This is a genomic window from Shewanella sp. SG44-6, assembly GCF_014164185.1.
In the GTDB taxonomy this organism is placed as follows: domain Bacteria; phylum Pseudomonadota; class Gammaproteobacteria; order Enterobacterales; family Shewanellaceae; genus Shewanella; species Shewanella vesiculosa.
In genome coordinates, this window is the sequence record NZ_JACJER010000019.1 from 1 (window position 1) to 22535 (window position 22535).

Genomic DNA, 22535 nt, shown 5'->3' on the forward strand with positions numbered 1-22535 from the left:
ATTAACGAGCAAACCTTAAGTTTTTTACCACGTTTACTCGTGACCTTATTTGCATTGATGTTTTTAGGCCACTGGCTAGTGCAAACTATGATGGATTTCTTCTATGAGATGGTCAACCTCATCCCACAGGTTATAGGTTAAGTTGTGGATATTTTGTTTGATGAAATCAGTCAAACAATTGCGGCCTATCTTTTGCCTTTTTTTCGTATTTCATCCATGTTGATGGTAATGGCTGTGTTTGGCGCAAATACTACACCCGCTCGAGTTCGGCTGATGTTATCTGTTGCGATAACTATGGCCGTTGCGCCTATGCTGCCTCCTATTGAAAATATCGAGCTAATGGCATTAGGTTCCGTTTTTGTGATTGCTCAGCAAATTTTGATCGGGGTCACTATGGGTTTTGTCACCTTAATGGTGATGCAAACTTTTGTGTTAACGGGGCAAATTATTGGTATGCAAACCAGTTTAGGTTTTGCCTCTATGGTAGATCCAGGATCCGGTGAGCAAACACCCGTAGTGAGTAACTTTTTTCTATTGCTCGCCACATTAATTTTTTTAGCCGTAGATGGACATTTATTGATGTTGCGGATGTTGGTAGCCAGTTTTGAAACGATTCCAATTTCAAATCAAGGCATATCAATTGCTAATTACCGTGCCCTTGCTGATTGGGGCAGTTTCATGTTCGGCTCAGCCTTAACGATGTCGATTTCTGCGATTATTGCTTTACTACTAATCAATTTATCCTTTGGTGTGATGACTCGTGCATCGCCGCAATTAAATATTTTTTCGATTGGTTTTCCGGTCACTATGGTTAGCGGTTTATTGATTTTATGGTTAACGCTAGCCCCGATCATGGCGCATTTTGATGAGGTGTGGTTAGCTGCACAGCTGCTAATGTGTGATCTACTGCTACTTCAATGTCAAATTGATGGCTCAGTGGTTTTTTAGGGAGCATAGATGGCAGAAAATGATAGCAGTCAAGAACGCACCGAGGAACCTACAGGGAGGCGACTTGATCAAGCGCGTGAAAAAGGTCAAGTCGCCCGCTCTAAAGAGTTAGGTACTGCAGCTGTATTGCTTGCTGCATCGATAGGGTTTTCGATGACAGGACCTGCTATCGCCAAAAGTCTCTACACCATTATGAAGCAAGTGTTTTCAATGGAACGCGATCAAATTTTTGATACTAATTCCATGTTTCGGGTTTGGGGCGTTGTTGGCAATGAGCTTGCTTGGCCGTTGATCAGCTTTATTGCTTTATTGGCATTCGTGTCTTTTCTGGGGAATATTGCCTTAGGCGGTATGTCTTTTTCAGTCAAAGCCTTTATGCCAAAAGGTAGTAAAATGAATCCGATGAGTGGCTTTAAACGCATGTTTGGTACTCAAGCCTTAGTTGAACTTACAAAGGGTATCGCTAAATTTTCTGTGGTAGCGTTATCTGCATATTTCCTTCTTAGTTTTTATTTCTATGATATTTTGACTCTGTCTAGCGATCATCTTCCTGGTAATGTTTATCACGCCTTAGATTTGTTGATTTGGATGTTTATTTTACTGTGTAGCTCTATGCTATTGATTGTTGTTATTGATGTGCCATTTCAAATTTGGAATCATAACAAACAGTTAAAAATGACCAAGCAAGAAGTAAAAGATGAATATAAAGACACTGAAGGTAAGCCTGAAGTTAAAGGCCGCATAAGACAAATGCAGCAAGAGCTGGCGCAACGACGCATGATGACTGAGGTACCTAATGCTGATGTTATCGTGGTCAACCCAGAGCACTATGCTGTGGCGGTTAAATACGATGTAAGTCGTTCTTCTGCCCCCTTTTTAATCGCTAAAGGGGTCGACGATGTTGCTTTTAAAATACGTGAAATTGCTCGTGAACATAATGTTGCTATTGTTTCTGCTCCACCACTTGCCCGTGCTATTTACCACACAACTAAAATAGACCAGCAAGTTCCAGAAGGCCTATTTACTGCAGTAGCACAAATACTCGCGTATGTTTTTCAGCTAAGACAATATCAAAAAGGCAAAGGTCGTCGGCCTAAACCCATTCCTATTAATCAACCTATTCCTGATGATTTAAAACATTAATCAACCCTATATCAGTCAAATCGCGACATTATGAATGATGCTATAACTAATAGTGGCTTAGTTTTTGCTTTGTAGATTTATTAGCGTCAAATAAAAACATAGTATTTCGCAATAGACTATACAAAGGGTTCCCCTCTATGGATGCAAAAGCAGCTTTCGGGCAGTTTAAACAAATAAGACCATCGACATTTAAAGGTATCGGTACACCTTTATTGGTACTTGCTGCGCTTGGGATGGTAGTTTTACCCATTCCTGCTTTTTTACTCGATATCCTATTTTCATTCAATATCGCGTTAGCATTAGTTGTGTTACTTGTTGCTATTTATTCAGACAGACCCCTTGATTTTGCTGCATTTCCGACAGTCTTACTGGTTGCTACTTTATTAAGACTCGCGCTTAACGTTGCCTCCACCCGTATTGTATTGCTCGAAGGTCATAATGGTGGTGATGCTGCGGGTAAAGTGATTGAAGCCTTTGGTTCTGTAGTTATTGGCGGAAACTATGCGGTTGGTTTAGTGGTGTTCATTATTCTTATTATCATTAACTTTGCTGTGGTAACTAAAGGTGCGGGGCGTATTGCTGAGGTGAGTGCTCGATTTACCTTGGATGCTATGCCGGGTAAGCAAATGGCCATTGATGCTGATTTAAATGCTGGCACCTTAACCCAAGACCAGGCGCGTATTCGCCGTGCTGAAGTGACTCGTGAAGCCGACTTTTATGGTGCGATGGACGGTGCTTCAAAGTTCGTTAAAGGTGATGCTATCGCCGGTATTATGATTCTTGTCATCAATATACTCGGTGGCTTTGTGATTGGTATCGTTCAGCATGACCTTGATTTTTCTAGTGCAGTAGAAATTTATACTTTGCTGACCATCGGTGATGGCTTGGTTGCGCAAATTCCCGGTTTATTATTATCAATTGCAGCCGCGTTAATGGTAACGCGTCAAAATGAATCTGGTGATATGGGCCAAATGATGTTTAGTCAGATGTTTGACAGTCACAAATCATTAGCCATTGCTGCTGGGTTACTGTTTATCATGGGTATTGTGCCTGGAATGCCTCATGTGGCATTTTTGACCTTCGCATTTATTACTGCTGGTGCAGCGTACTTTGTCTACAAGCGGAATGTTGACAAAAAACAAGCGGCACTGACACTGGCGACCAAAGGGCCAGTAGAAGCTAGAGATAAAGAACCTAAAGAGTTAAGTTGGGATGATGTGCGCCATGTTGATACTATCGGTCTGGAAGTGGGATATCGGTTAATTCCATTGGTTGATAAGTCTCAGGGTGGTGAGTTATTAGGCCGAATTAAAGGTGTGCGTAAAAAATTGTCACAAGAATTAGGTTTTTTAGTGCCAGCGGTGCATATTCGTGACAATCTAGACTTATCGCCAAATGCATATCGTATTTCCTTAATGGGTGTGGTGGTAGGTGAGGCTGAAGTTAGACATGATTGTGAGCTAGCGATCAATCCTGGTCAGGTTTACGGTAAGCTTGACGGTATTGACACCCGAGACCCCGCTTTTGGTTTAGAGGCGGTGTGGATCACACCAGAACAACGTGAACATGCACAAACATTAGGTTATACCGTCGTCGATACCGCAACGGTTGTGGCAACGCATATTAGTCAGTTATTGAGTAATAATGCAGCCAAACTATTAGGTTATGAAGAAGTGCAGCAGTTAATGGATATGCTGAGCAAGAACTCGCCTAAATTAGTCGATGGTTTTGTGCCTGATATTATGCCGTTGGGTTCGGTTGTTAAAGTCATGCAAAACTTACTTAACGAAGGTGTCTCGGTTCGTGATTTACGCACCATAGTGCAGACATTATTAGAGTACGGCACCAAGAGTAATGATACCGAAGTCTTAACTGCAGCAGTGCGTATAGCGCTAAAACGCATGATAGTACAAGAAATCTCTGGGCCTGAACTTGAAATACCTGTCATTACATTGGCGCCAGAGTTGGAACAAATGTTGCATAAGTCTATGCAGGCGACTGGCGGTGAAGGACCGAATATTGAACCCGGCCTTGCAGAACGCATGCAGCAGTCATTGTTAGATGCTGCACAGAAGCAAGAAATGGTAGGGCAACCAGCCATTTTATTGACCTCTGGTATGTTGAGGTCAACGCTGTCCAGATTTGTTAAATACACTATTCCAAATTTACGAGTGATTTCTTATCAAGAAATACCCGATGAGAAACAAATTAGAATTGTTTCTGCTGTTGGCCAATAGTGATAACGTCAGTTTATTGAGGTGCATAAGTGAAAATTAAACGATTTTTTGCCAAAGATATGCGCGAAGCATTGGCTCAAGTAAAAGAGACCTTAGGCTCTGACGCTGTCATTATGTCAAATAAAAAAGTAGCAGGTGGAATCGAAATTGTCGCCGCAGTCGATTATGATGAACCTAAGGCTTCTATTGCATCGCAAGCGCCAACGACTAGCTTTATGGATGTCAGTGAGGATCGCGTCTCAATAGGCGCTAAGCCTGTAATGAAAGCTCAATCTAAGGTAAATCCGCCACCGGAAGCAGATTCTCTTCAAGCATTGCTTGAAAAACAGCATAATCGCATGAAACAACAGATGTCTGTTCGCCAAGATGAACCTGAATTACCTGAGTGGGCGCGTCAATTACAAGGGGCAAAGACAGCTAAGCCTACATCGACGTTAAAAGCGCCGGTCGCGCCTGAACACGCTAAAAAAACCAATAGAAATCAATCTGATGATATGGACGCGTTACGTGAAGAAATGGCTTCATTACGTAACTTATTGACTCATCAAGTGTCATCGTTAATGAAAGACCAAAAAAAGCGTACCGATCCAGTTGGTGCTATGCTTGAAAGTAAATTGATTGCCGCAGAGTTTTCTCCTGCAGTTGCTGCTAAACTAGCAGGATTGAGTCAACATTATACGCCAGCCGACTTGGTAAGAGCGCTACCGCAAAGCTTAGCTAACTTACTCGATAACCAAGGTGATGATATTGTCAAACGTGGTGGTGTGGTCGCTTTTGTTGGCCCAACAGGTGTAGGTAAGACGACTTCTTTAGCTAAAATAGCAGCTCGATTTGCTGCCCATCATGGCCCCGAGCAGGTGGCATTGATTACCACAGATCATTATCGTATTGGTGCCTATGAGCAATTAGCAACTTATGGCAAAATAATGGGCTGTCCGGTGAAGCAAGCACATGATTTAGCCGAATTAGAACAAATTCTTTATCAATTTAGGAATCGTAAGTTAGTATTAATCGATACCGCCGGTATGGGGCAGCGAGATATGCGCTTATATCAGCAACTTGATAATTTGACGGCAAATAGTAGGATCCCCATTCGGAGTTACTTAGTCTTGTCAGCGACAGGCCAGCGCCGTGTCTTACAAGATGCTGTAGAACATTTTAAACGTATTCCATTAGCGGGTGCGATTTTAACAAAATTAGATGAATCAATATCAATTGCAGGTGCATTGAGCGTATTGATTCAAAATGAGTTACCATTAAGCTATGTTACTGACGGTCAACGTGTTCCTGAGGACATGAAAGTCGCAGATACACTAGAGCTAGCCAAGAAAGCTCTCGCGGCGTTAAATGAAACTGAACAACAATTATCACAAGACACAGTGTGGTCTAATGACACAGCCTATGCATTTGAGTAAAGATATGACTCGGGATCAAGCAAGTGGTTTACGTATGATGAATCATCCAAATAACGATAAAGTTAAAGTAATTGCCGTATCCGGTGGTAAAGGCGGAGTTGGTAAAACAAGTGTGTCAATTAATACTGCGGTAGCATTAGCCGAAAAGGGCAAACGTGTATTAGTACTTGATGCCGATTTAGGTTTAGCCAATGTCGATGTGATGCTCGGGATACGTGCTGAGAAAAATTTATCTCATGTTTTGTCAGGTGATGCCGAATTAGATGACATCATTGTACGCGGACCCAAAGGTATCGGTATTGTTCCTGCTACATCAGGTTCACAAGCGATGGTTGAATTGACACCAGCACAACATGCCGGCTTGATCCGTGCATTTAGTGAAATGCGGACTCAGTTTGATATTTTAATTGTTGATACTGCTGCCGGTATATCAGATATGGTGCTGAGTTTTTCTCGTGCATCACAAGATGTATTAATTGTGGTTTGTGACGAACCAACATCGATTACCGATGCTTATGCGTTAATTAAGATACTAAGTCGTGAACATGGTGTGTTCCACTTCAAAATTGTGGCAAATATGGTACGTAGTTTACGAGAAGGTATGGAATTATTTGCTAAACTCAGTAAAGTGACAGATAGATTTCTAGATGTTGCATTGGAGTTGGTGGCAACCATTCCCTTTGATGAGAATTTACGTAAAGCAGTTCGTAAACAAAAACTAGTCGTTGAGGCTTATCCTAAATCACCTTCAGCCATTGCTTACCACGGATTAGCCAATAAAATTATGACTTGGCCTGTGCCACAGCAACCCGGTGGTCATTTAGAATTTTTTGTTGAACGTCTTGTACAACGTAAGCCGATACAAGAAGGAAGAACGGGTGAATAAAGCCGCAGCGTATACTCAGTTCGATAACAAAACGTCTATCATTGAACAGTATGCACCGTTGGTAAAAAGAATTGCTCATCATATGCTGGCAAGATTACCAGCATCGGTGCAACTTGATGACCTGTTACAAGCTGGAATGATGGGGTTGCTTGAGGCCTCATCAAAATTTGATAACAGCAAAGGTGCTAAGTTTGAAACTTTTGCTGGCATTAGAATTCGTGGAGCGATGATAGATGAAATTCGTCGTGGTGATTGGGTTCCACGCTCAGTTCACCGTAATAATCGTCGAGTTGCACAAGTAATTGATGAATTAGAGCAACAGCTTGGTCGTGATGCTTATGATACTGAAATTGCTGAAAAGCTTGAAATGTCGCTCGATGAGTACCATCATATCTTAAATGATGTTTCTGTTGGTAAAATCATAGGCATAGAAGATCTTGGTGTTTCGCAAGATGTGTTAATCACAGATAATGAATCGCCAGATGAGGCCTTTGACTCGCTTGCTGAAATTCAATTCCAATCTGCATTGGTTGAAGCAATTAAGACATTGCCAGAAAGAGATGCGTTAGTGTTGTCGTTATATTACAACGAAGCATTAAATTTAAAAGAAATCGGTGCCATCCTTGATGTTAGTGAATCGCGTGTAAGCCAGATATTAAGTCAGGCAATGCTCAGATTAAAAGCTAAACTCAAGCATTGGACACAAGAATAATAACTTATTTAGAGCAAACGAGTGTCAGCTCACCGGAGGAAACCTTGGACAAGAATATGAAGATTCTTATTGTTGACGATTTTTCAACAATGAGGCGTATCATTAAGAACTTGTTGCGAGATTTGGGATTTAATAATACCCAAGAAGCAGATGATGGCTCAACAGCCCTACCTATGTTACAAAAAGGCGATTTTGATTTTGTAGTAACAGACTGGAACATGCCTGGAATGCAAGGTATTGATTTACTTAGAGCAATCCGTGCAGATGATTCGTTAAAGCATTTACCCGTATTGATGGTAACCGCAGAAGCCAAGCGTGAACAAATTATTGCTGCAGCGCAAGCTGGGGTAAATGGTTATGTGGTAAAGCCTTTCACCGCCGCAACGTTAAAAGAAAAGTTAGATAAAATCTTTGAACGACTCGCATAAGCAAGGATAAGTCATGCAGGCATCAATATCGGGGTTAATCACTCTCGAACAGGCCCAAGAACTTGTTGAATTGCTTACCTTAGGTCAGCAAGATAAAGCTGATGACGTCATCAGGGAGCTTGCTACACCATTGCAGCGTGAGCTTTTTGAAGAAGTGGGTAAGTTAACTCGACAACTTCATAGTGCATTAAAAGATTTTCAAATTGATAACCGTTTATCTGAATTAGCCAATACCGAAATTCCGGATGCTAAAGAAAGATTAAACTACGTTATCGATATGACAGAGCAAGCTGCTAATAAAACCATGGATGCAGTTGAAGAATGTCTACCTTTGGCCGATACCATTATCAGTAATATTCAATCAGTAACGCCAATGTGGGATAAATTGATGCGTCGTGACATCGAGTTGGGTGAGTTTAAATCACTTTGCCATGATGTTCAGCAGTTTATGTTACACAGTGAAAATGATTGTAATCGTCTTCGAGAGCTATTAAATCAAATTTTAATGGCGCAAGACTTCCAAGACTTAACTGGCCAAATGATCCGTCGAGTGATTGATTTAGTTCGTGAAGTAGAAAGTAATTTAGTTTCAATGCTAACGGTGTTTGGTGATCATATTACTGAGTCATCGCCAACGATAAACGATAATAAAATAGAAGCAGAAGGCCCCATCATGAATGCAGAACTGCGTGAAGATGTGGTGACAGGTCAGGATGAAGTAGACGATCTGCTATCAAGTCTGGGTTTCTAATTAGGAGTCAATTTAATGTCCTTTGATGTTGATGAAGAGATACTCCAGGACTTTTTAATTGAAGCTGGTGAGATTTTAGAGCTTCTACAAGAGCAGCTAGTTGCCCTTGAAAATAATCCTGATGACAGTGATTTACTTAATGCTATTTTCCGTGGATTTCATACTGTCAAAGGCGGAGCTGGTTTTTTAAGCTTAAAGCCGATGGTTGACGTGTGTCATGAAGCTGAAAATACGTTCGATTTATTGCGCACCGGAAAACGTGGCGTAAATGCAGAATTAATGGATATTATTTTGCAAGCGGTCGACGCCATTAATACAATGTTTGCTCAAACTCAACAGGGACAAGAACAAGACCCTGCCGATCCAATGCTACTTGCGAAACTCAAATTATTAAGCTCAGGTGCGCCATTACCCTCAGAGATGTCGGCTGCAGAACTTGAACCTATCGAAAATGTAGTTGAGGTTAACGAGCCTGAAGTTATTGAAGATGTGAGTTCTTTTACGGCAGAAACGTCTGATTCTGGCAGCATTGATGAAATTGATGAGTTAGAATTTGAAGCCTTGCTTGATGCCTTACACGGTTCAGGTAACAGTCCTGTTGCATCTAAATCTTCTGCAATAAAGAAAGACAATATTGACTCAAAACCAGCACCAGCAAAAAGCAGTGACGAAATTACCGATGACGAATTTGAAGCACTCTTAGATGAGTTACACGGCTCAGGTTCATTTAAAGCCAAAGACGAACCAGTGGTTGCCGCTAAACCTGCAAGTACACCAGTTGCTCAACCCGCAGTAGACTCAGATGAAATCACCGACGATGAGTTTGAACGTCTTTTAGATGAATTACACGGTAAAGGCACTGCCCCAGTAGCGAAAGTGCAATCAACTCCGGTTGCTGCAGAATCTGCTAAAGTGGTTACTCCTCCACCGGCAGCAAAACCCGCTCCGACTCCAGTTGCTAAGCCAGTTATGCCATCGACTCCAGCCGTTGTGCCAAAAGTTGAACCCTTAGCAGATAAAGCCCCAGTCAAAGCGTCGTCTGTGCCACAAGGTGAAACCACAGTTCGCGTAGATACCGCTCGTTTAGATCAAATCATGAATATGGTTGGTGAATTGGTATTAGTCCGTAATCGACTGGTGAGCTTAGGCATTAATCGTGAAGACGAGGAAATGTCAAAAGCACTTGCTAACCTTGATTTGGTGACCGCTGATTTACAAGGTGCGGTGATGAAGACGCGCATGCAACCTATCAAGAAAGTATTTGGTCGTTTCCCACGGGTTGTTCGAGATTTAGCGCGTACATTAAATAAAGAAATTGATTTAGTGATGATTGGTGAAGACACCGATCTTGATAAAAATTTAGTTGAGGCTTTAGCCGATCCTTTGGTCCACTTAGTGAGAAACTCAGTCGACCACGGTATTGAAATGCCGGTGACTCGTGAAGCAAATGGTAAATCCCGAACCGGTACTATTACCTTATCGGCTAGCCAAGAAGGTGATCACATCCTGCTGAAAATTGAGGATGATGGCGCTGGCATGGATCCTGAAAAGCTAAAACAAATTGCGATAAGTCGTGGTGTGCTCGATGAAGATGCCGCCTCGAGAATGACTGATAACGAAGCGTATAATCTGATTTTCGCTCCAGGGTTTTCAACTAAAGTTGAAATCTCAGACATTTCAGGCCGTGGTGTGGGTATGGATGTGGTGAAAACCCGCATAAATCAACTCAATGGTACTGTCTACATTGATTCGATGAAAGGTAAGGGCACCACACTTGAAATTAAAGTGCCGTTAACCTTGGCTATCATGCCAACCTTGATGGTTGATGTGTCTAATCAAGTTTTCGCTCTGCCATTATCGAGTGTTAATGAGATATTTAATTTAGATTTAACCAAAACCAATATTGTCGATGGTCAATTAACGGTTATTTTCCGTAATAAAGCCGTGCCATTATTTTATCTAGAACATTGGTTGCACAGTAAGAAATCGACATTTAAGCATGGTGATAAGAAGCATGGCCATGTTGTGATTGTTCAACTTGGTACGATGCAAATCGGTTTCGTTGTTGATGCATTAATTGGGCAAGAAGAAGTTGTCATCAAACCACTTGGCAGTATGTTACAAGGTACGCCAGGAATGGCGGGGGCAACAATTACATCAGATGGTGGTATTGCACTTATTTTAGATGTGCCAGGACTACTGAAACATTACGCCAAAAGCAAAAAATAAAAAAAGTTCCATTATTTAAGGAATTCAATGGCCATAAAAGTATTAGTTGTAGATGATTCTAGCTTTTTTCGACGTCGAGTCAGTGAGATTGTTAATAAAGATCCTGATCTCGAAGTCGTTGCTGTTGCTGTTAACGGTAAAGAAGCTGTTGAAATGGCTGCAAAGTTAAAGCCTCAAGTCATTACCATGGACATTGAAATGCCAGTGATGGATGGTATTACTGCTGTGCGTGAAATCATGGCTACTAACCCCACTCCAATTTTAATGTTTTCATCATTAACTCATGATGGTGCCAAAGCGACACTTGATGCGTTAGAAGCCGGCGCATTAGATTTTTTACCAAAACGCTTTGAAGATATTGCGACCAATAAAGACGATGCAATACTGTTACTGCAGCAGCGAATTAAAGCTTTGGGGCGACGCAGAGTATATCGCCCAAGTTCAGCATCAAGTTCATTATCGACTTCATCATCACCTGAACCTCGTAAAACATCGGTTTCCGCTTCGGATACCTATTCATCTCGTCGTCCATTTAGCAGCGGTTTAACTCCAACGCCTGCGGCAACCCACTCTAGTGCATCTCCCGATCGCCATACTCCAAATAACACGAGTTCATCAATATCGTCTATTCGGGCTAGTGGTAAACAATACAAAGTATTACTTATCGGGACTTCAACTGGTGGACCAGTGGCTTTGCAGAAAGTATTAACCGCTTTTCCTGCTAATTATCCTCATCCAATTGTATTGATCCAGCACATGCCTGCAGCATTTACTCCTGCATTTGCAGCACGTTTAAATACATTGTGTAAAATTGATGTAAAAGAGGCTGAAAATGGGGATGTTATGCGCCCTGGATGCGCTTATTTAGCGCCCGGTGGTATGCAGCTTATGGTTGAGCGAAATGGTATTACAGGTAGACTTAAAGTTGTTCCTGGTACCCCTGAAATGAATTATAAGCCAAGTGTAGATATTACTTTTGCGTCTGCATCTAAAGCTTTTGGTGGAGATGTTTTGGCTGTAGTGTTGACTGGGATGGGGGCCGACGGTAGAGAAGGGGCTAGAATGTTAAAGTCTGTTGGTGCCACTATTTGGGCGCAGGATGAAGCAAGCTGCGTGGTATATGGTATGCCACAAGCTGTAGCATCTGCTGGTATCTCGACTCACTCTATTTCGTTGGATAATATTGCTGAAGCTATTTTAAAAGAGTCTAGTCGTGGCTAAGTCGAGTTATTCCTTACAGACTAAGCACATGCTGGTTTTTTTTCTGTGTTTTATTGCCATCTTAGTACTAGCGGGTTTGTATGTTGATGCGAATAAAAAGATAACACTATTAAAGCAAGATGTGGCTCGTTTAACCGACTCTCAAGTACTTTTGATGGTTCCTGAGGAGCAAGCTGCTAATATTGCTAATTGGTTAACTCAGCATCCTGAACAAACTCAAGCAATTGTTGCGTCCGCAGGACAAGAGCAAGCTAAAAGTGTGTTGTTTGGACCTGGAGCTTTAGATGACGATCAGCCCACTAAACTTAAGCATCCCGAAGTTGTTAGTGAAGGCAATAATCAAGAAATCATAGTGTCAGAAGATGCTCAAGGGGTTAAGGTGATCCGTTTACCTAACGGTGGGATCCGTGTAACAACCCGTGATGATACACAACACAAGCAGTAGTCAATATTCCATAACAGCATCATTATAATGAGTTGAGAGGCTTTTTTTGAAAGTATGGACGGTAGCGAATCAAAAAGGTGGTGTCGGTAAAACAACCACAGTAGCCAGTTTAGCCGGAGCATTGGTTAAGCGTGGTCAACGAGTGCTTATGATTGATACTGATCCTCATGCTTCATTGGGTTATTACTTAGGTATTGATTCAGATGAAGTGCCATGTTCGCTTTATGATGTCTTTTTGAATCACCAGACACTGACTCAAGAGTTTATATTACAGAATGTCATCCCTACTCAAATAGAGGGACTGGATATTATTGCTGCTAATATGGCGTTAGCAACACTGGATAGATCCTTAGGTCATCAGGAAGGTATGGGCTTGGTGTTGCGCAATTTATTGGCGCTACTTGAAGATAAATATGATGTGGCTATCATTGACTGCCCACCTGTTTTAGGGGTGCTAATGGTTAATGCATTAGCTGCAAGTCATCACATTATTATACCGGTTCAGACTGAGTTTTTAGCCATAAAAGGCCTTGAACGTATGGTGAAAACCATGGAAATCATGGGGCGCTCCAAGAAAACACGATATAGCTTCACAGTATTACCGACTATGTATGACAAGCGAACTAAAGCCTCACCTATCGCACTACAATTTTTGCAGGATAAATATGGTTCATCACTTTGGCCAAGTGATGTGATTCCTGTGGACACTAAATTTAGAGATGCAAGCTTGGCTCATTTACCAGCATCACATTATTCAGCCAGTAGCCGAGGTGTAAAAGCTTACAATCGTCTGCTGGATTTTTTATTTTCTCAGGAGTTTAACCATGTCAAAATCGGTTGATGAAACTGTTTTTGATTATTTCAGTCTTTTACTACAGGAATCGTCAGAGTCGATTCCTGTGAATCCTGCTAATAATATTACTACTAAATCGCTAAATATTATCGAGGACAAGCTGGCTGATACCACCACAATAGCCGCATCTTCATCAGCTCATTATTCACCACCAACTTTGTCTAAGATTTCATCTGTTGTTGCGAGCCAGTGGGATTATGCCCAGCCGACAACCAGTGTAGATAAACTGGCGCTTGAAAAATTATTATCAGCAGTATCTACACCTAGTGCTGAAACAGATTTATCGCAACAGATCAAAAATAGCGCTGAACGTGTTCGTCAGGCAATTAGTGATATTGAGCCTAAAGCAGTCGTTAATAATACAAAAACACAAGAAATAGAGCTAACGGATAAAGAAATCAAGCCGTTAGTCGATATAAATAATAACGAAAGTTCACATGCTGTTATAAAAGACGCTATTATTAAGCATGAAGAGTTGGTGATGAATTCGGCGGAGCAAGTGCAAACGCCACCACAAACTCAGGTTGGGCATCAACCACCGAGTATCACCCATGATTTACAAGAAGTACTTGATGATGAGTTTCAGGTGCTATTCTTTAATGTTGCAGGGTTAACGTTAGCGGTACCACTAGTGAGCTTGGGGGGGATTATTAAAATTGACAAGATAAACCATCTTATTGGTAGGCCCTCTTGGTTTAAAGGGGTGCAAACCCACCGAGATACTAAAATTAATGTGGTTGATACATGTGCATGGGTAATGCCTGAAAAATATTCTCCAGCATTAGCACAAACGGTAAATTATCAATATCTTGTTATGCTAGAAGATAGTCAGTGGGGACTAACGTGCGAATCGTTAGTTAACGCCGTTAAAATAGATAAATCCCACGTCAATTGGCGTGAAAAACCGGGTAAGCGTCCTTGGCTTGCTGGGGTAGTAAAACAACAAATGTGTGGCATTTTACATGTTCAAGCATTAATCAAAATGCTTGATGCAGGTTTAGGTTGTCAGGATTCGATTGACCGAGGTTAACTATGAGCGATTCTAGAAGTGTAGCAGCGGTTGCTGCAAGTAAAGACGATGCAGTATTACAATGGGTAACATTTAAATTAGATAATGAAACCTATGGTATTAACGTAATGCAAGTTCAGGAAGTATTACGTTATACCGAAATAGCTCCTGTGCCAGGTGCTCCTGATTATGTGTTAGGGATTATTAACCTTCGCGGAAACGTAGTTACCGTTATCGATACTCGTTCACGTTTTGGCTTACAATCAGCAGAATTAGACGACTCGACTCGTATCGTGATTATTGAAGCAGAAAAACAAGTTATTGGTATCTTAGTTGATAGCGTGGCTGAAGTCGTATACTTGCGCCGTTCTGAAATCGATAACGCTCCTAATGTCGGCACGGAAGAAAGTGCTAAATTTATTCAAGGGGTGAGTAATCGCGACAACGAGTTATTAATCTTGGTTGATTTAGATAAACTATTATCTGACGATGAGTGGGTTGAATTAACTCAAATCTAGTCGTGTTGTAATCGAAAAGCCAACCGAATCACTGTTGGCTTTTTTGTTTGGCTTAGTGCTTTTGAGTAATAGCAACATAGGTATGTTAATGGGTGATGAATTTCTAATTGCAGCTTTAGTGTGTGCGATTGCATGTCTTGTTTTAGTACTTTACTTGCAAAAACAGTCGAGTAAATTAAAAACTAAAGTGGATGCCCTGACTGTGTTGGTTAAAGAAAGCGACCGTCAGCGTGAAGCTGTTAAGCGTGAATTACACGAATTACGCAGTGGTACTATTGGTGTCGGTAGGCGAGTTGTCGAACTAGAAAAAAAACTGTCTAAACAGTCTGATATGCTTGAAGAAGCTAGCCAGCAAGACCCACAAGCTAAATTATACTCGCGTGCGCTTAAAATGGTCGGTCTTGGGGCCGGTATTGAAGAGTTAATGCAAGAGTGTGAATTGCCAAAAGCTGAAGCGGAATTAATACTGCGGCTGCACAGAAAATAGCTCAATAGTGTTTGTCTGTGAACCATAATATAAAAGCCATCGAAAGATGGCTTTTTAGTGGAGCATTATTTGGCATTAGTGTTTGAGTCAGCGTGCTATTTACGACGCATCTTAGCAACAAACATCCCATCACTATCGGCTTGTTGAGGCCAAATCGTTAACATATCAAATTGCTGCCCAGTAAAAGGATGTATGACTGGTTCAAGTTCAAACTCAGACGTTGCTGATAAAAAGTCTTTCACAATCTGTTCATTTTCACTTGGTGATAAAGAGCAGGTGGCATAAACCAACTTACCGCCCGATTTAACTGCAGCAGCGCTTCGTCGTAAAATTGCTAATTGAAGCATAGGCTTGTCTGTAATCGCGCTAGCATCATCAAGCCAGCGCATATCAGGATTTCGACGCCAAGTGCCAGTGCAGCTGCAGGGTGCATCAACTAATACACCGTCAAAAGCATTAGCATCGACAGGCAATGCCTCTCCTTTCCATGGCGCGACACTGATATGCTCAAAACCCGCACGTTTAGCTCTTTTACGCAGCTCTTCTAAAGGTTTATGGCGAATATCTGATGCCGTAATGTTACCGCTGAATTCTGTGCTTTGCTGTGACATTAATGAATGCAATTGCAGGGATTTACCGCCAGCACCACTGCACGCATCCCACCATTTTTCATGATTGTTTGGCTGGCAAATTTGGCCAATAACTTGTGAGGCTAAATCCTGAATTTCAAGATGACCTTGTTTATAAACCTCTATCTCATTTAGATTAATACTTTTATGCCCTAGACTAATGGCATCGGCAAAGTAGCCGCTGGTTTTAGCTTCAACACCCGCTTGTTTAAGTGACGTAATTAATTTGGCTGTTGATAATGTTTGTGCCCGAGCCCAAATGGGGGGGCGAGTCGTCATTGCGTTAACAAGCGCATATTGCTCTGTGCTATCTACTGGACAAAGTTGCCAAAACCATTGGGGTAATAACTGAGTGATTTGACAACTTTCTATCGCGCTTAAAGCAATATAAGCGGCTAATTTATCTTTTAATGTGGCTTGATTATCTAGGGTAGTTTGATCTGCGCGGGTTTGAGGCCAATCAGCAAAATCATTCCAAGCACCAGTGACATCATGCCATGGGTGTTGTTCTAACATTGCACAAGCGCTTAATTTTTGGAACCATGTACTGTGTTTATGACTGGTCTCTAACTGGCTTAACCAACCCCACCAGCGAAATAAACCAAACAAACTTTCACGGATCACTCGTCTATCTTTAGAGCCATGTTTTTTATGCTCGCGAAAATATTGGCCAATGATTCTATCGGCTGGCATGCCGGTGTTCATCACTTGATTGAAGAGTGTTTCAATCGTTGTCGAGTAACTTAAGGCGCGTTTATGTGCTGGCGTGATCGCAGCGATTTCGGACGCAGATGTCTCAATTGATGGTGTTGTGTTAGACATGGCGGAAATATTATGGCTCATGAATTGACCTGGTAATAGGTGCAGCAACTAACAGAGTGCTGCACCGGAAACTATTTTTTGCTAGTTTAACACGGCTTATCTAAATAATGAGCTAAAACTATAATAGCGTAAAAATGAGTTAATATTTTCAACAACACCATGATTAATGTGTCGTTATGGTGCTTAAAGACTAAAAATCTAGCTCTAGGGCAAAACATAAGTAAGCCATTAATGCGCGAGTATGCTGATATTCTTGCGCACAAAACTCGACAAAATCAGCCTGGCATACTTGCTTAGGACTAATGGATTTTATGGCGATAAAGTCTTTACGTTTTAGCTCGTCAATCATGGGATGATGTTTATCAAATCCGCGTGGCGGTCTGGATAAGCTATCGCCTGTTAATTCAAATCCAGCCTGCCTCAATTGCGCTAATGCTTTTTGGTACGCATTAGGGTTTTCATCAATACAATGGCGAATTGCATTGAGCGTTTTTGATTCAGGATGCCAAATTCCAGCCGCAATAAAGCATTCATCATTGGCAATATGGACATAAAATCCAGGCGCATGCACATCTTTTGCTTGAAAGTGTCTAAACTGGATACCCACATTGGTTTTATAAGGCGTTTTATTTTTACTAAAGCGACTGTCGCGTTGTGGGCGCATTAGGCTACCCCCGACTTTTTTAGCCACAGCAACAAATCGTGGTGATAAGCCTAAAATGGGTCCTTGCATGGCTTCTATAAATTGTAATGCAGGGCTTCTAACCTGATCTTCGTATTGTTGCTGGTTGGCTTTAAACCATTCTCTATCATTATTGGCTGCTAGAGTGTTTAAAAAATCGAAACTAAGTTGACTGAACATGACGATACCTTTTTACAATAGCGATGCAGATTATAATGTTATAATTTTACTAGTATGTTAAACAATGTCTGTAGTAAGTGACATGGCTAGGATTTATTTAAACTATTAAGATTGAATACCTTATGTTGACATCTCTATATTAACGCGGTGTTTTTTGGTGTTTTATCTAGAGTAAACATAATATTTTGATGCTTTTTAAATTACCTTATATCCATTGTAACTTACTGAGATAGAAATTTTTTTTCATTATTCTTTAAATGTTAATTTGATATAAATAAAGTGTTGGTGTTAAAATCGCTTCAAAGGCTGGTTTATTGATGTAAACCTTGTGGTTCATCTTTAATCAACAACATATATTGGTTGGCTAGTGCAAGACGTTAAACCGATTTTGCTATCTATTCAAACACTAATTTATTTAAAGATTACACTTTGGAATGAATAATTCCTCTACAAGAAAGGATTGACCATGACTGAACATTCCCTCGGTATTGTGGGTTGGCGTGAGTGGGGCACTTTTCCTGATATTGGCAACGAAAGAGTCAAAATCAAAGTGGATACTGGCGCAAAAACATCTTGTTTGCATGCGTTCAAAATAAAACCGTTTCAAAAAAATAACCAAAAATGGGTTCGAGTCTGGCTGCATCCTGACCAGGATTCTGACCGAGAAGTCGTGTGTGAGTTTCAAGTATTTGATCGCCGAGATGTCAGTGATTCCGGCGGCCATGTAACCAAACGTTACGTGATAAAAACCCCCATTCTTATCGGTACACAACTTTTTGACATCGAACTGACATTGACCAATAGAGATCACATGAAATTTAGGATGTTATTAGGTCGTCGCGCGTTAGAAGGGCGTTTTTTGGTTAATTCAGCAGAATCATTTTTAGCAGGAGAATAACAAATGCATATTGCAATAATGTCGAGAAATAAGAATTTATACTCGACCAGTCGCTTAAGAGAAGCTGCTGAAGCTCGCGGTCATGTGATCAAAATTGTCGATCCATTAAAGTGTTACATGAACATCAACATGAATGCACCTAGTATTCATGTCCGCGGTGAAGAGCTGCCAAAATTTGATGCAGTGATTCCGCGAATTGGCGCGTCAGTGACCTTTTATGGCACCGCGGTATTACGCCAGTTCGAAATGATGGGCACTCACCCATTAAACGAGTCTGTCGCCATTACACGTTCTCGGGACAAATTACGTTCATTGCAACTGTTATCTCGCAAGAATATTGGTTTGCCGGTGACCGGTTTTGCCAGTAAGCCTGCTGATATTCCCGATTTGTTGGACATGGTCGGTGGTGCTCCTTGTGTGATTAAGTTACTTGAAGGCACTCAAGGTATTGGTGTGGTATTAGCTGAAACCCGTAAAGCCGCCGAATCGGTTATTGAAGCCTTCATGGGGTTAAAAGCCAACATCATGGTGCAAGAGTATATTGCCGAAGCTGGTGGCGCTGATATCCGTTGTTTCGTGATTGGTGACAAAGTGATTGCGGCGATGAAACGCCAAGCATTACCAGGTGAGTTTCGTTCTAATTTACACCGTGGTGGTTCTGCTAGCATTGTTAAGCTCACTCCAGAAGAACGTTCAACGGCATTACGTGCTGCTAAAACGATGGGGCTAAACGTTGCGGGTGTAGATATTCTACGTTCTAAGCACGGTCCATTAGTGATGGAAGTTAACTCATCTCCGGGCCTTGAAGGCATCGAAAAAGCCACTGGTATTGATGTTGCGGAAAAGATCATTCAGTTTATTGAAAAAAATGTTAAATCTACTAGCTCGAAAACGAAAGGAGTTGGTTAATGGCAAGAAAGCACGAACCGTTTGTTATCGGTGATGTTAGCGTACCGGCAGGCACTCAACAAAGTGTTAAATTGCCCGCAGCAAAACTGTATAACGATACACCGATGGATCTGCACGTTGAAGTGTTTCATGGCACTAAAGCGGGACCTGTTTTATTGGTTTGCGCAGCGATCCACGGTGATGAGTTGAATGGCATTGAAATATGTCGACGCTTGCTCGGTCGTGTGAATGCTAAAACCTTAACCGGGACCTTACTCATTGTCCCTATCGTTAACGTATTTGGTTTTATTCAACAATCTCGCTATTTACCCGATCGTCGTGACTTAAATCGCTGTTTTCCGGGCTCAGCTAAAGGTGCGCTTGCCAGCCGTTTAGCGCATTTATTTAGCAGTATTTTAGTTAAACGTGCAACCCATATTATTGATTTACATACTGGCGCAATTCATCGCGATAACTTACCGCAGATCCGCTGTGATACCGACGATACAATGATGCTCGATATGGCTAATGCTTTTGGAGCACCAGTCATAATGTCTTCTAAAGCACGTGAAGGTTCAATGCGCGGTTATGCTAACAGCCTTAATATTCCTTGTATTTTATATGAGGCTGGTGAAGCACTGCGCTTTAGCGATATGTCGATTAAGTCTGGCGTAAATGGCGTTATCAATGTGATGCGTTGTTTAGGTATGACCAAAGGTAAAATTAACACTAAAACCACCAGTGTTAATGCAAGTCGCAGTTACTGGGTACGCAGTGAATCTGATGGGCTGGTGAATATCAAATTTAAACTGGGTGAGCGAGTATCTAAAGGCCAAGTGTTAGCCAATATTGTTAACCCTCTGGGCGGCGAGCCGATACCATTAAAGGCCCCAACAGATGGGATTATTATTGGCAACAGCAATATTCCGGTCACCAATGAAGGTGAGGGCTTGTTTCACATTGCACAATTTAGTGGTGATGAAATAGAAGTTATTAACGATAATCTTGATGATTTTATGCAAGAGTACGCTGAATAACGTTCTTGAATAGAAACCCTTTGAGAGTTTAATTGGATTGTTAGTCAAGCTGTATAAAGCGATTATTAGCACTATGTTATTAGATAACTTAACCCTTGGTGATGACGAAGCTCGGGTTAAGTTTATAGATAAAGATGTGTTTTAAACTCGCAACAGGATGATTAACCTAATCTTGGATTTACTGTTTTAGGCTAAGTATCCTGAATTCAGCTCATTTTCAACTCGCTTCACGATAAGCCAATCAAGGTTAAGTTTAAAACGACGAGAGTAATGCTTGGTAATAAATCGACCAATATTATTTTACAGATAGTTAATTAATTAATTGACAATTTTCAGATACATACCAAACTTATAATGACTTATCAAAATAAGTGTATATCTCGTTAAGTACAGTGATGTTATCAACCAACAAGCTCATTAAACGAAATTGTTATCTTTGCACCTTTGGTGTCAAAGATAATCTTAATGGATGCTTATTTTCCATACATTTAAAAGGATTTAGTGTCCATGCGCAATAACCAACCCGTTACTCTAAAGCAATATTACTTCGACGATGAAGTTCGTTTAATTTCAGGAACTGATCTACGCGGCCACATCACTTATTGTAATGATGCCTTTGTTGAAGTCAGCGGCTTTGAAAAAAGCGAGTTAGTCGGAAAACCCCATAATCTCGTTCGCCATCCCGATATGCCAAGTGAAGTGTTCAAAGAGATGTGGGCCTGTATTTCAGCTGGTAAAGTATGGATGGGGTTGGTTAAGAATCGTCGAAAAAATGGCGATTACTATTGGGTTAGCGCATTTGTCACCCCAGTGTTTGAAAATAATAAAGTAGCAGGATATGAGTCCGTCAGGATAACGGCATTACCTGCAGAAATTGCTCGAGCAGAGGCTGCTTATGCCAGGATTAAGGCCAATAAGTCCCCAAGGCCACTGCATGCTAAAATAACACATCAAGTACTTAAGTTGTTACCCGTTTGGTTACCTATGTTTGTTTTGTCAATGGTACTCTTTGAGTTCTGGGGGCTGATCCCTGGCTTGATAAGTTTAATCACACTCACTCTATCAGCTGCATGGTTAGGCTATAAACAACAGCAAGACTGGCTAGAAGTCGTCACACTCAATCCTAATTCGTTTACCGATCGCACTGTCGCAGAAACCTACTTTGCTGATTTTGGCGCCAAAGCACAGGCTAAATTAGCTCTTGGTTGTGAAATTGCTCGATGTCGTACCGCTATGACAAGGATCGAGGATGCAGCAGGATCTTTAGATGGTATTGTTGAGCATACCCAAGTTGAAGCAGAGTCAACCGCTAAAGCTGTTGGTCTTCAAAGCGCATCAATACAACAAATTGCTTCAGCCATTACAGAGATGTCTACAGCGATACAAGAGGTCTCTGCTAATGTCGAGCGTAATGCTGATAGTGCTAAAGATGCATTAGACAATGTGAGTGCAGGGGCTCTACTTGCAAATCAAGCCAAACAGTCTATTGATGAATTAAATCTCTCGGTTGCTGATATTGCGACTACCGTTCGCGAGTTATCGGAATCCACCAATGAGATTGGTCAAGCCGCCAGTATTATCTCCAGTATTGCCGATCAAACTAATCTACTAGCGTTAAATGCGGCCATTGAGGCAGCAAGGGCAGGTGAGCAAGGACGAGGATTTAGTGTTGTTGCTGATGAGGTCCGCTCTCTGGCATTTAAAACTCGCGAATCAACCGATAAAATTCACAGTATTGTCAGTGTGTTAACCAAACGTGCCAGTAACGCTGTCCAAGTGTCACTTAGGGGCGAGCAAGCGGCGAGTAAAGGTGTTCAAATTGTCGATGAGACTCGTAATGCATTAGCGTCGATTAATCAATCAGTTGAGCAAATTACCCAACTTACCTTGGATATGTCAGCCGCTGTAGAAGAGCAAGGCGCTGTCGCAGAACACATTAATCAGCAAATTATTGATATTGCTGATTCAGCAGAGATAACTAAAATATCATCAGAAAAATCCTTACATAATAGTAGTGAGTTAGGTGAATCCGTAATGATGGTTAGATCAATTATCAGACGTTTTGCGGTTGGGGCCATAGGCAAGAAATAAATTAAACAGCAGATGTCAAAAAGGCC

Annotated in this window: 22 protein-coding genes; 20 read left to right on the forward strand and 2 right to left on the reverse strand. The window is 41.4% G+C overall.

Annotated elements, in window-relative coordinates; translation table 11 throughout:
* The 16 genes from H5185_RS05405 to H5185_RS05480 all read left to right on the forward strand — a co-directional run.
* Positions 1–141 (forward strand): flagellar biosynthetic protein FliQ (locus H5185_RS05405; RefSeq protein ID WP_182741554.1); only part of this gene is annotated, 141 nt, incomplete at its 5' end.
* A gap of 3 nt (positions 142–144) precedes the next feature.
* Positions 145–948 (forward strand): flagellar biosynthetic protein FliR, encoded by an 804-nt coding sequence (gene fliR / locus H5185_RS05410; protein ID WP_182698019.1) that lies wholly within the window; start codon positions 145–147, stop codon positions 946–948.
* A 9-nt stretch (positions 949–957) separates the two neighbouring features.
* Positions 958–2091, forward strand: a complete 1134-nt coding sequence (gene flhB, locus H5185_RS05415; RefSeq protein WP_182698020.1) for a flagellar biosynthesis protein FlhB — start codon at positions 958–960, stop codon at positions 2089–2091.
* Positions 2092–2228: 137 nt separating this feature from the next.
* Positions 2229–4328, forward strand: a complete 2100-nt coding sequence (gene flhA / locus H5185_RS05420) for a flagellar biosynthesis protein FlhA (RefSeq protein ID WP_124016938.1) — start codon at positions 2229–2231, stop codon at positions 4326–4328.
* 29 nt (positions 4329–4357) lie between these two features.
* Complete coding sequence (gene flhF, locus H5185_RS05425; RefSeq protein WP_182741555.1) at positions 4358–5743, forward strand: flagellar biosynthesis protein FlhF; 1386 nt, start codon at positions 4358–4360, stop codon at positions 5741–5743.
* A gap of 4 nt (positions 5744–5747) precedes the next feature.
* On the forward strand, positions 5748–6629 hold the full coding sequence (locus tag H5185_RS05430; protein WP_259396172.1) for a MinD/ParA family protein: 882 nt from the start codon (positions 5748–5750) through the stop codon (positions 6627–6629).
* The gene (locus H5185_RS05435; protein WP_182698022.1) at positions 6622–7341 is read left to right on the forward strand and encodes an RNA polymerase sigma factor FliA; all 720 of its coding nucleotides are present in this window, start codon (positions 6622–6624) and stop codon (positions 7339–7341) included. Before H5185_RS05430 ends, H5185_RS05435 begins: the two co-directional genes overlap by 8 nt.
* A 44-nt stretch (positions 7342–7385) precedes the next feature.
* Complete coding sequence (cheY, locus tag H5185_RS05440; RefSeq protein ID WP_011919599.1) at positions 7386–7769, forward strand: chemotaxis response regulator CheY; 384 nt, start codon at positions 7386–7388, stop codon at positions 7767–7769.
* A 13-nt stretch (positions 7770–7782) separates the two neighbouring features.
* Positions 7783–8520, forward strand: coding sequence for a protein phosphatase CheZ (locus H5185_RS05445; protein ID WP_124016941.1), 738 nt, complete (start codon positions 7783–7785; stop codon positions 8518–8520).
* A gap of 15 nt (positions 8521–8535) precedes the next feature.
* Positions 8536–10749, forward strand: a complete 2214-nt coding sequence (locus H5185_RS05450; protein ID WP_182741556.1) for a chemotaxis protein CheA — start codon at positions 8536–8538, stop codon at positions 10747–10749.
* A gap of 27 nt (positions 10750–10776) precedes the next feature.
* Positions 10777–11970, forward strand: coding sequence for a chemotaxis response regulator protein-glutamate methylesterase (locus H5185_RS05455; RefSeq protein WP_124016943.1), 1194 nt, complete (start codon positions 10777–10779; stop codon positions 11968–11970).
* Positions 11963–12415, forward strand: coding sequence for a membrane anchored protein in chemotaxis locus (locus tag H5185_RS05460; RefSeq protein ID WP_310741658.1), 453 nt, complete (start codon positions 11963–11965; stop codon positions 12413–12415). The genes H5185_RS05455 and H5185_RS05460 overlap by 8 nt, the downstream gene beginning before the upstream one ends.
* Before the next feature lie 46 nt (positions 12416–12461).
* A complete protein-coding gene (locus tag H5185_RS05465; RefSeq protein ID WP_124016944.1) occupies positions 12462–13256 on the forward strand; it encodes a ParA family protein in 795 nt (264 codons plus the stop codon).
* Complete coding sequence (locus H5185_RS05470; RefSeq protein ID WP_124016945.1) at positions 13240–14298, forward strand: chemotaxis protein CheW; 1059 nt, start codon at positions 13240–13242, stop codon at positions 14296–14298. The genes H5185_RS05465 and H5185_RS05470 overlap by 17 nt, the downstream gene beginning before the upstream one ends.
* A 2-nt stretch (positions 14299–14300) precedes the next feature.
* On the forward strand, positions 14301–14795 hold the full coding sequence (locus H5185_RS05475) for a chemotaxis protein CheW (protein WP_124016946.1): 495 nt from the start codon (positions 14301–14303) through the stop codon (positions 14793–14795).
* An 88-nt stretch (positions 14796–14883) separates the two neighbouring features.
* Complete coding sequence (locus H5185_RS05480) at positions 14884–15282, forward strand: DUF2802 domain-containing protein (RefSeq protein WP_124016947.1); 399 nt, start codon at positions 14884–14886, stop codon at positions 15280–15282.
* Positions 15283–15377: 95 nt separating this feature from the next.
* Here the strand turns inward: H5185_RS05480 and H5185_RS05485 are convergent, their stop codons facing one another.
* A complete protein-coding gene (locus H5185_RS05485; RefSeq protein ID WP_182741557.1) occupies positions 15378–16754 on the reverse strand; it encodes an RsmB/NOP family class I SAM-dependent RNA methyltransferase in 1377 nt (458 codons plus the stop codon).
* Positions 16755–16923: 169 nt separating this feature from the next.
* Entirely contained in the window at positions 16924–17595 is a 672-nt protein-coding gene (locus H5185_RS05490; RefSeq protein WP_182741558.1) for a DUF2461 domain-containing protein, read from the reverse strand.
* A gap of 466 nt (positions 17596–18061) precedes the next feature.
* Here H5185_RS05490 and H5185_RS05495 point away from each other — a divergent pair, with 466 nt between their 5' ends.
* From H5185_RS05495 to H5185_RS05510, 4 genes are all read left to right on the forward strand, one after another.
* Complete coding sequence (locus H5185_RS05495; protein ID WP_124016950.1) at positions 18062–18493, forward strand: RimK/LysX family protein; 432 nt, start codon at positions 18062–18064, stop codon at positions 18491–18493.
* Between the two features lie 3 nt (positions 18494–18496).
* Positions 18497–19402 (forward strand): 30S ribosomal protein S6--L-glutamate ligase, encoded by a 906-nt coding sequence (rimK, locus tag H5185_RS05500; RefSeq protein WP_182741559.1) that lies wholly within the window; start codon positions 18497–18499, stop codon positions 19400–19402.
* Positions 19402–20418, forward strand: coding sequence for a succinylglutamate desuccinylase/aspartoacylase family protein (locus tag H5185_RS05505; protein ID WP_124016952.1), 1017 nt, complete (start codon positions 19402–19404; stop codon positions 20416–20418). The genes rimK and H5185_RS05505 overlap by 1 nt, the downstream gene beginning before the upstream one ends.
* Positions 20419–20925: 507 nt before the next feature.
* Positions 20926–22509, forward strand: a complete 1584-nt coding sequence (locus H5185_RS05510) for a PAS domain-containing methyl-accepting chemotaxis protein (protein ID WP_182741560.1) — start codon at positions 20926–20928, stop codon at positions 22507–22509.
* Positions 22510–22535: the final 26 nt, after the last annotated feature.

What these genes read in the sequence shown, in the direction of transcription:
- flhB (WP_182698020.1), top strand. Translation starts at nt 958, where the DNA reads ATGGCAGAAAATGATAGCAGTCAAGAACGCACCGAGGAACCTACAGGG.
- flhA (WP_124016938.1), top strand. Translation starts at nt 2,229, where the DNA reads ATGGATGCAAAAGCAGCTTTCGGGCAGTTTAAACAAATAAGACCATCG.
- H5185_RS05430 (WP_259396172.1), top strand. Translation starts at nt 5,748, where the DNA reads ATGACTCGGGATCAAGCAAGTGGTTTACGTATGATGAATCATCCAAAT.
- H5185_RS05445 (WP_124016941.1), top strand. Translation starts at nt 7,783, where the DNA reads ATGCAGGCATCAATATCGGGGTTAATCACTCTCGAACAGGCCCAAGAA.
- H5185_RS05450 (WP_182741556.1), top strand. Translation starts at nt 8,536, where the DNA reads ATGTCCTTTGATGTTGATGAAGAGATACTCCAGGACTTTTTAATTGAA.
- H5185_RS05455 (WP_124016943.1), top strand. Translation starts at nt 10,777, where the DNA reads ATGGCCATAAAAGTATTAGTTGTAGATGATTCTAGCTTTTTTCGACGT.
- H5185_RS05470 (WP_124016945.1), top strand. Translation starts at nt 13,240, where the DNA reads ATGTCAAAATCGGTTGATGAAACTGTTTTTGATTATTTCAGTCTTTTA.
- H5185_RS05475 (WP_124016946.1), top strand. Translation starts at nt 14,301, where the DNA reads ATGAGCGATTCTAGAAGTGTAGCAGCGGTTGCTGCAAGTAAAGACGAT.
- H5185_RS05480 (WP_124016947.1), top strand. Translation starts at nt 14,884, where the DNA reads ATGGGTGATGAATTTCTAATTGCAGCTTTAGTGTGTGCGATTGCATGT.
- H5185_RS05485 (WP_182741557.1), bottom strand. Translation starts at nt 16,754, where the DNA reads ATGAGCCATAATATTTCCGCCATGTCTAACACAACACCATCAATTGAG.
- H5185_RS05490 (WP_182741558.1), bottom strand. Translation starts at nt 17,595, where the DNA reads ATGTTCAGTCAACTTAGTTTCGATTTTTTAAACACTCTAGCAGCCAAT.
- H5185_RS05495 (WP_124016950.1), top strand. Translation starts at nt 18,062, where the DNA reads ATGACTGAACATTCCCTCGGTATTGTGGGTTGGCGTGAGTGGGGCACT.
- rimK (WP_182741559.1), top strand. Translation starts at nt 18,497, where the DNA reads ATGCATATTGCAATAATGTCGAGAAATAAGAATTTATACTCGACCAGT.
- H5185_RS05505 (WP_124016952.1), top strand. Translation starts at nt 19,402, where the DNA reads ATGGCAAGAAAGCACGAACCGTTTGTTATCGGTGATGTTAGCGTACCG.
- H5185_RS05510 (WP_182741560.1), top strand. Translation starts at nt 20,926, where the DNA reads ATGCGCAATAACCAACCCGTTACTCTAAAGCAATATTACTTCGACGAT.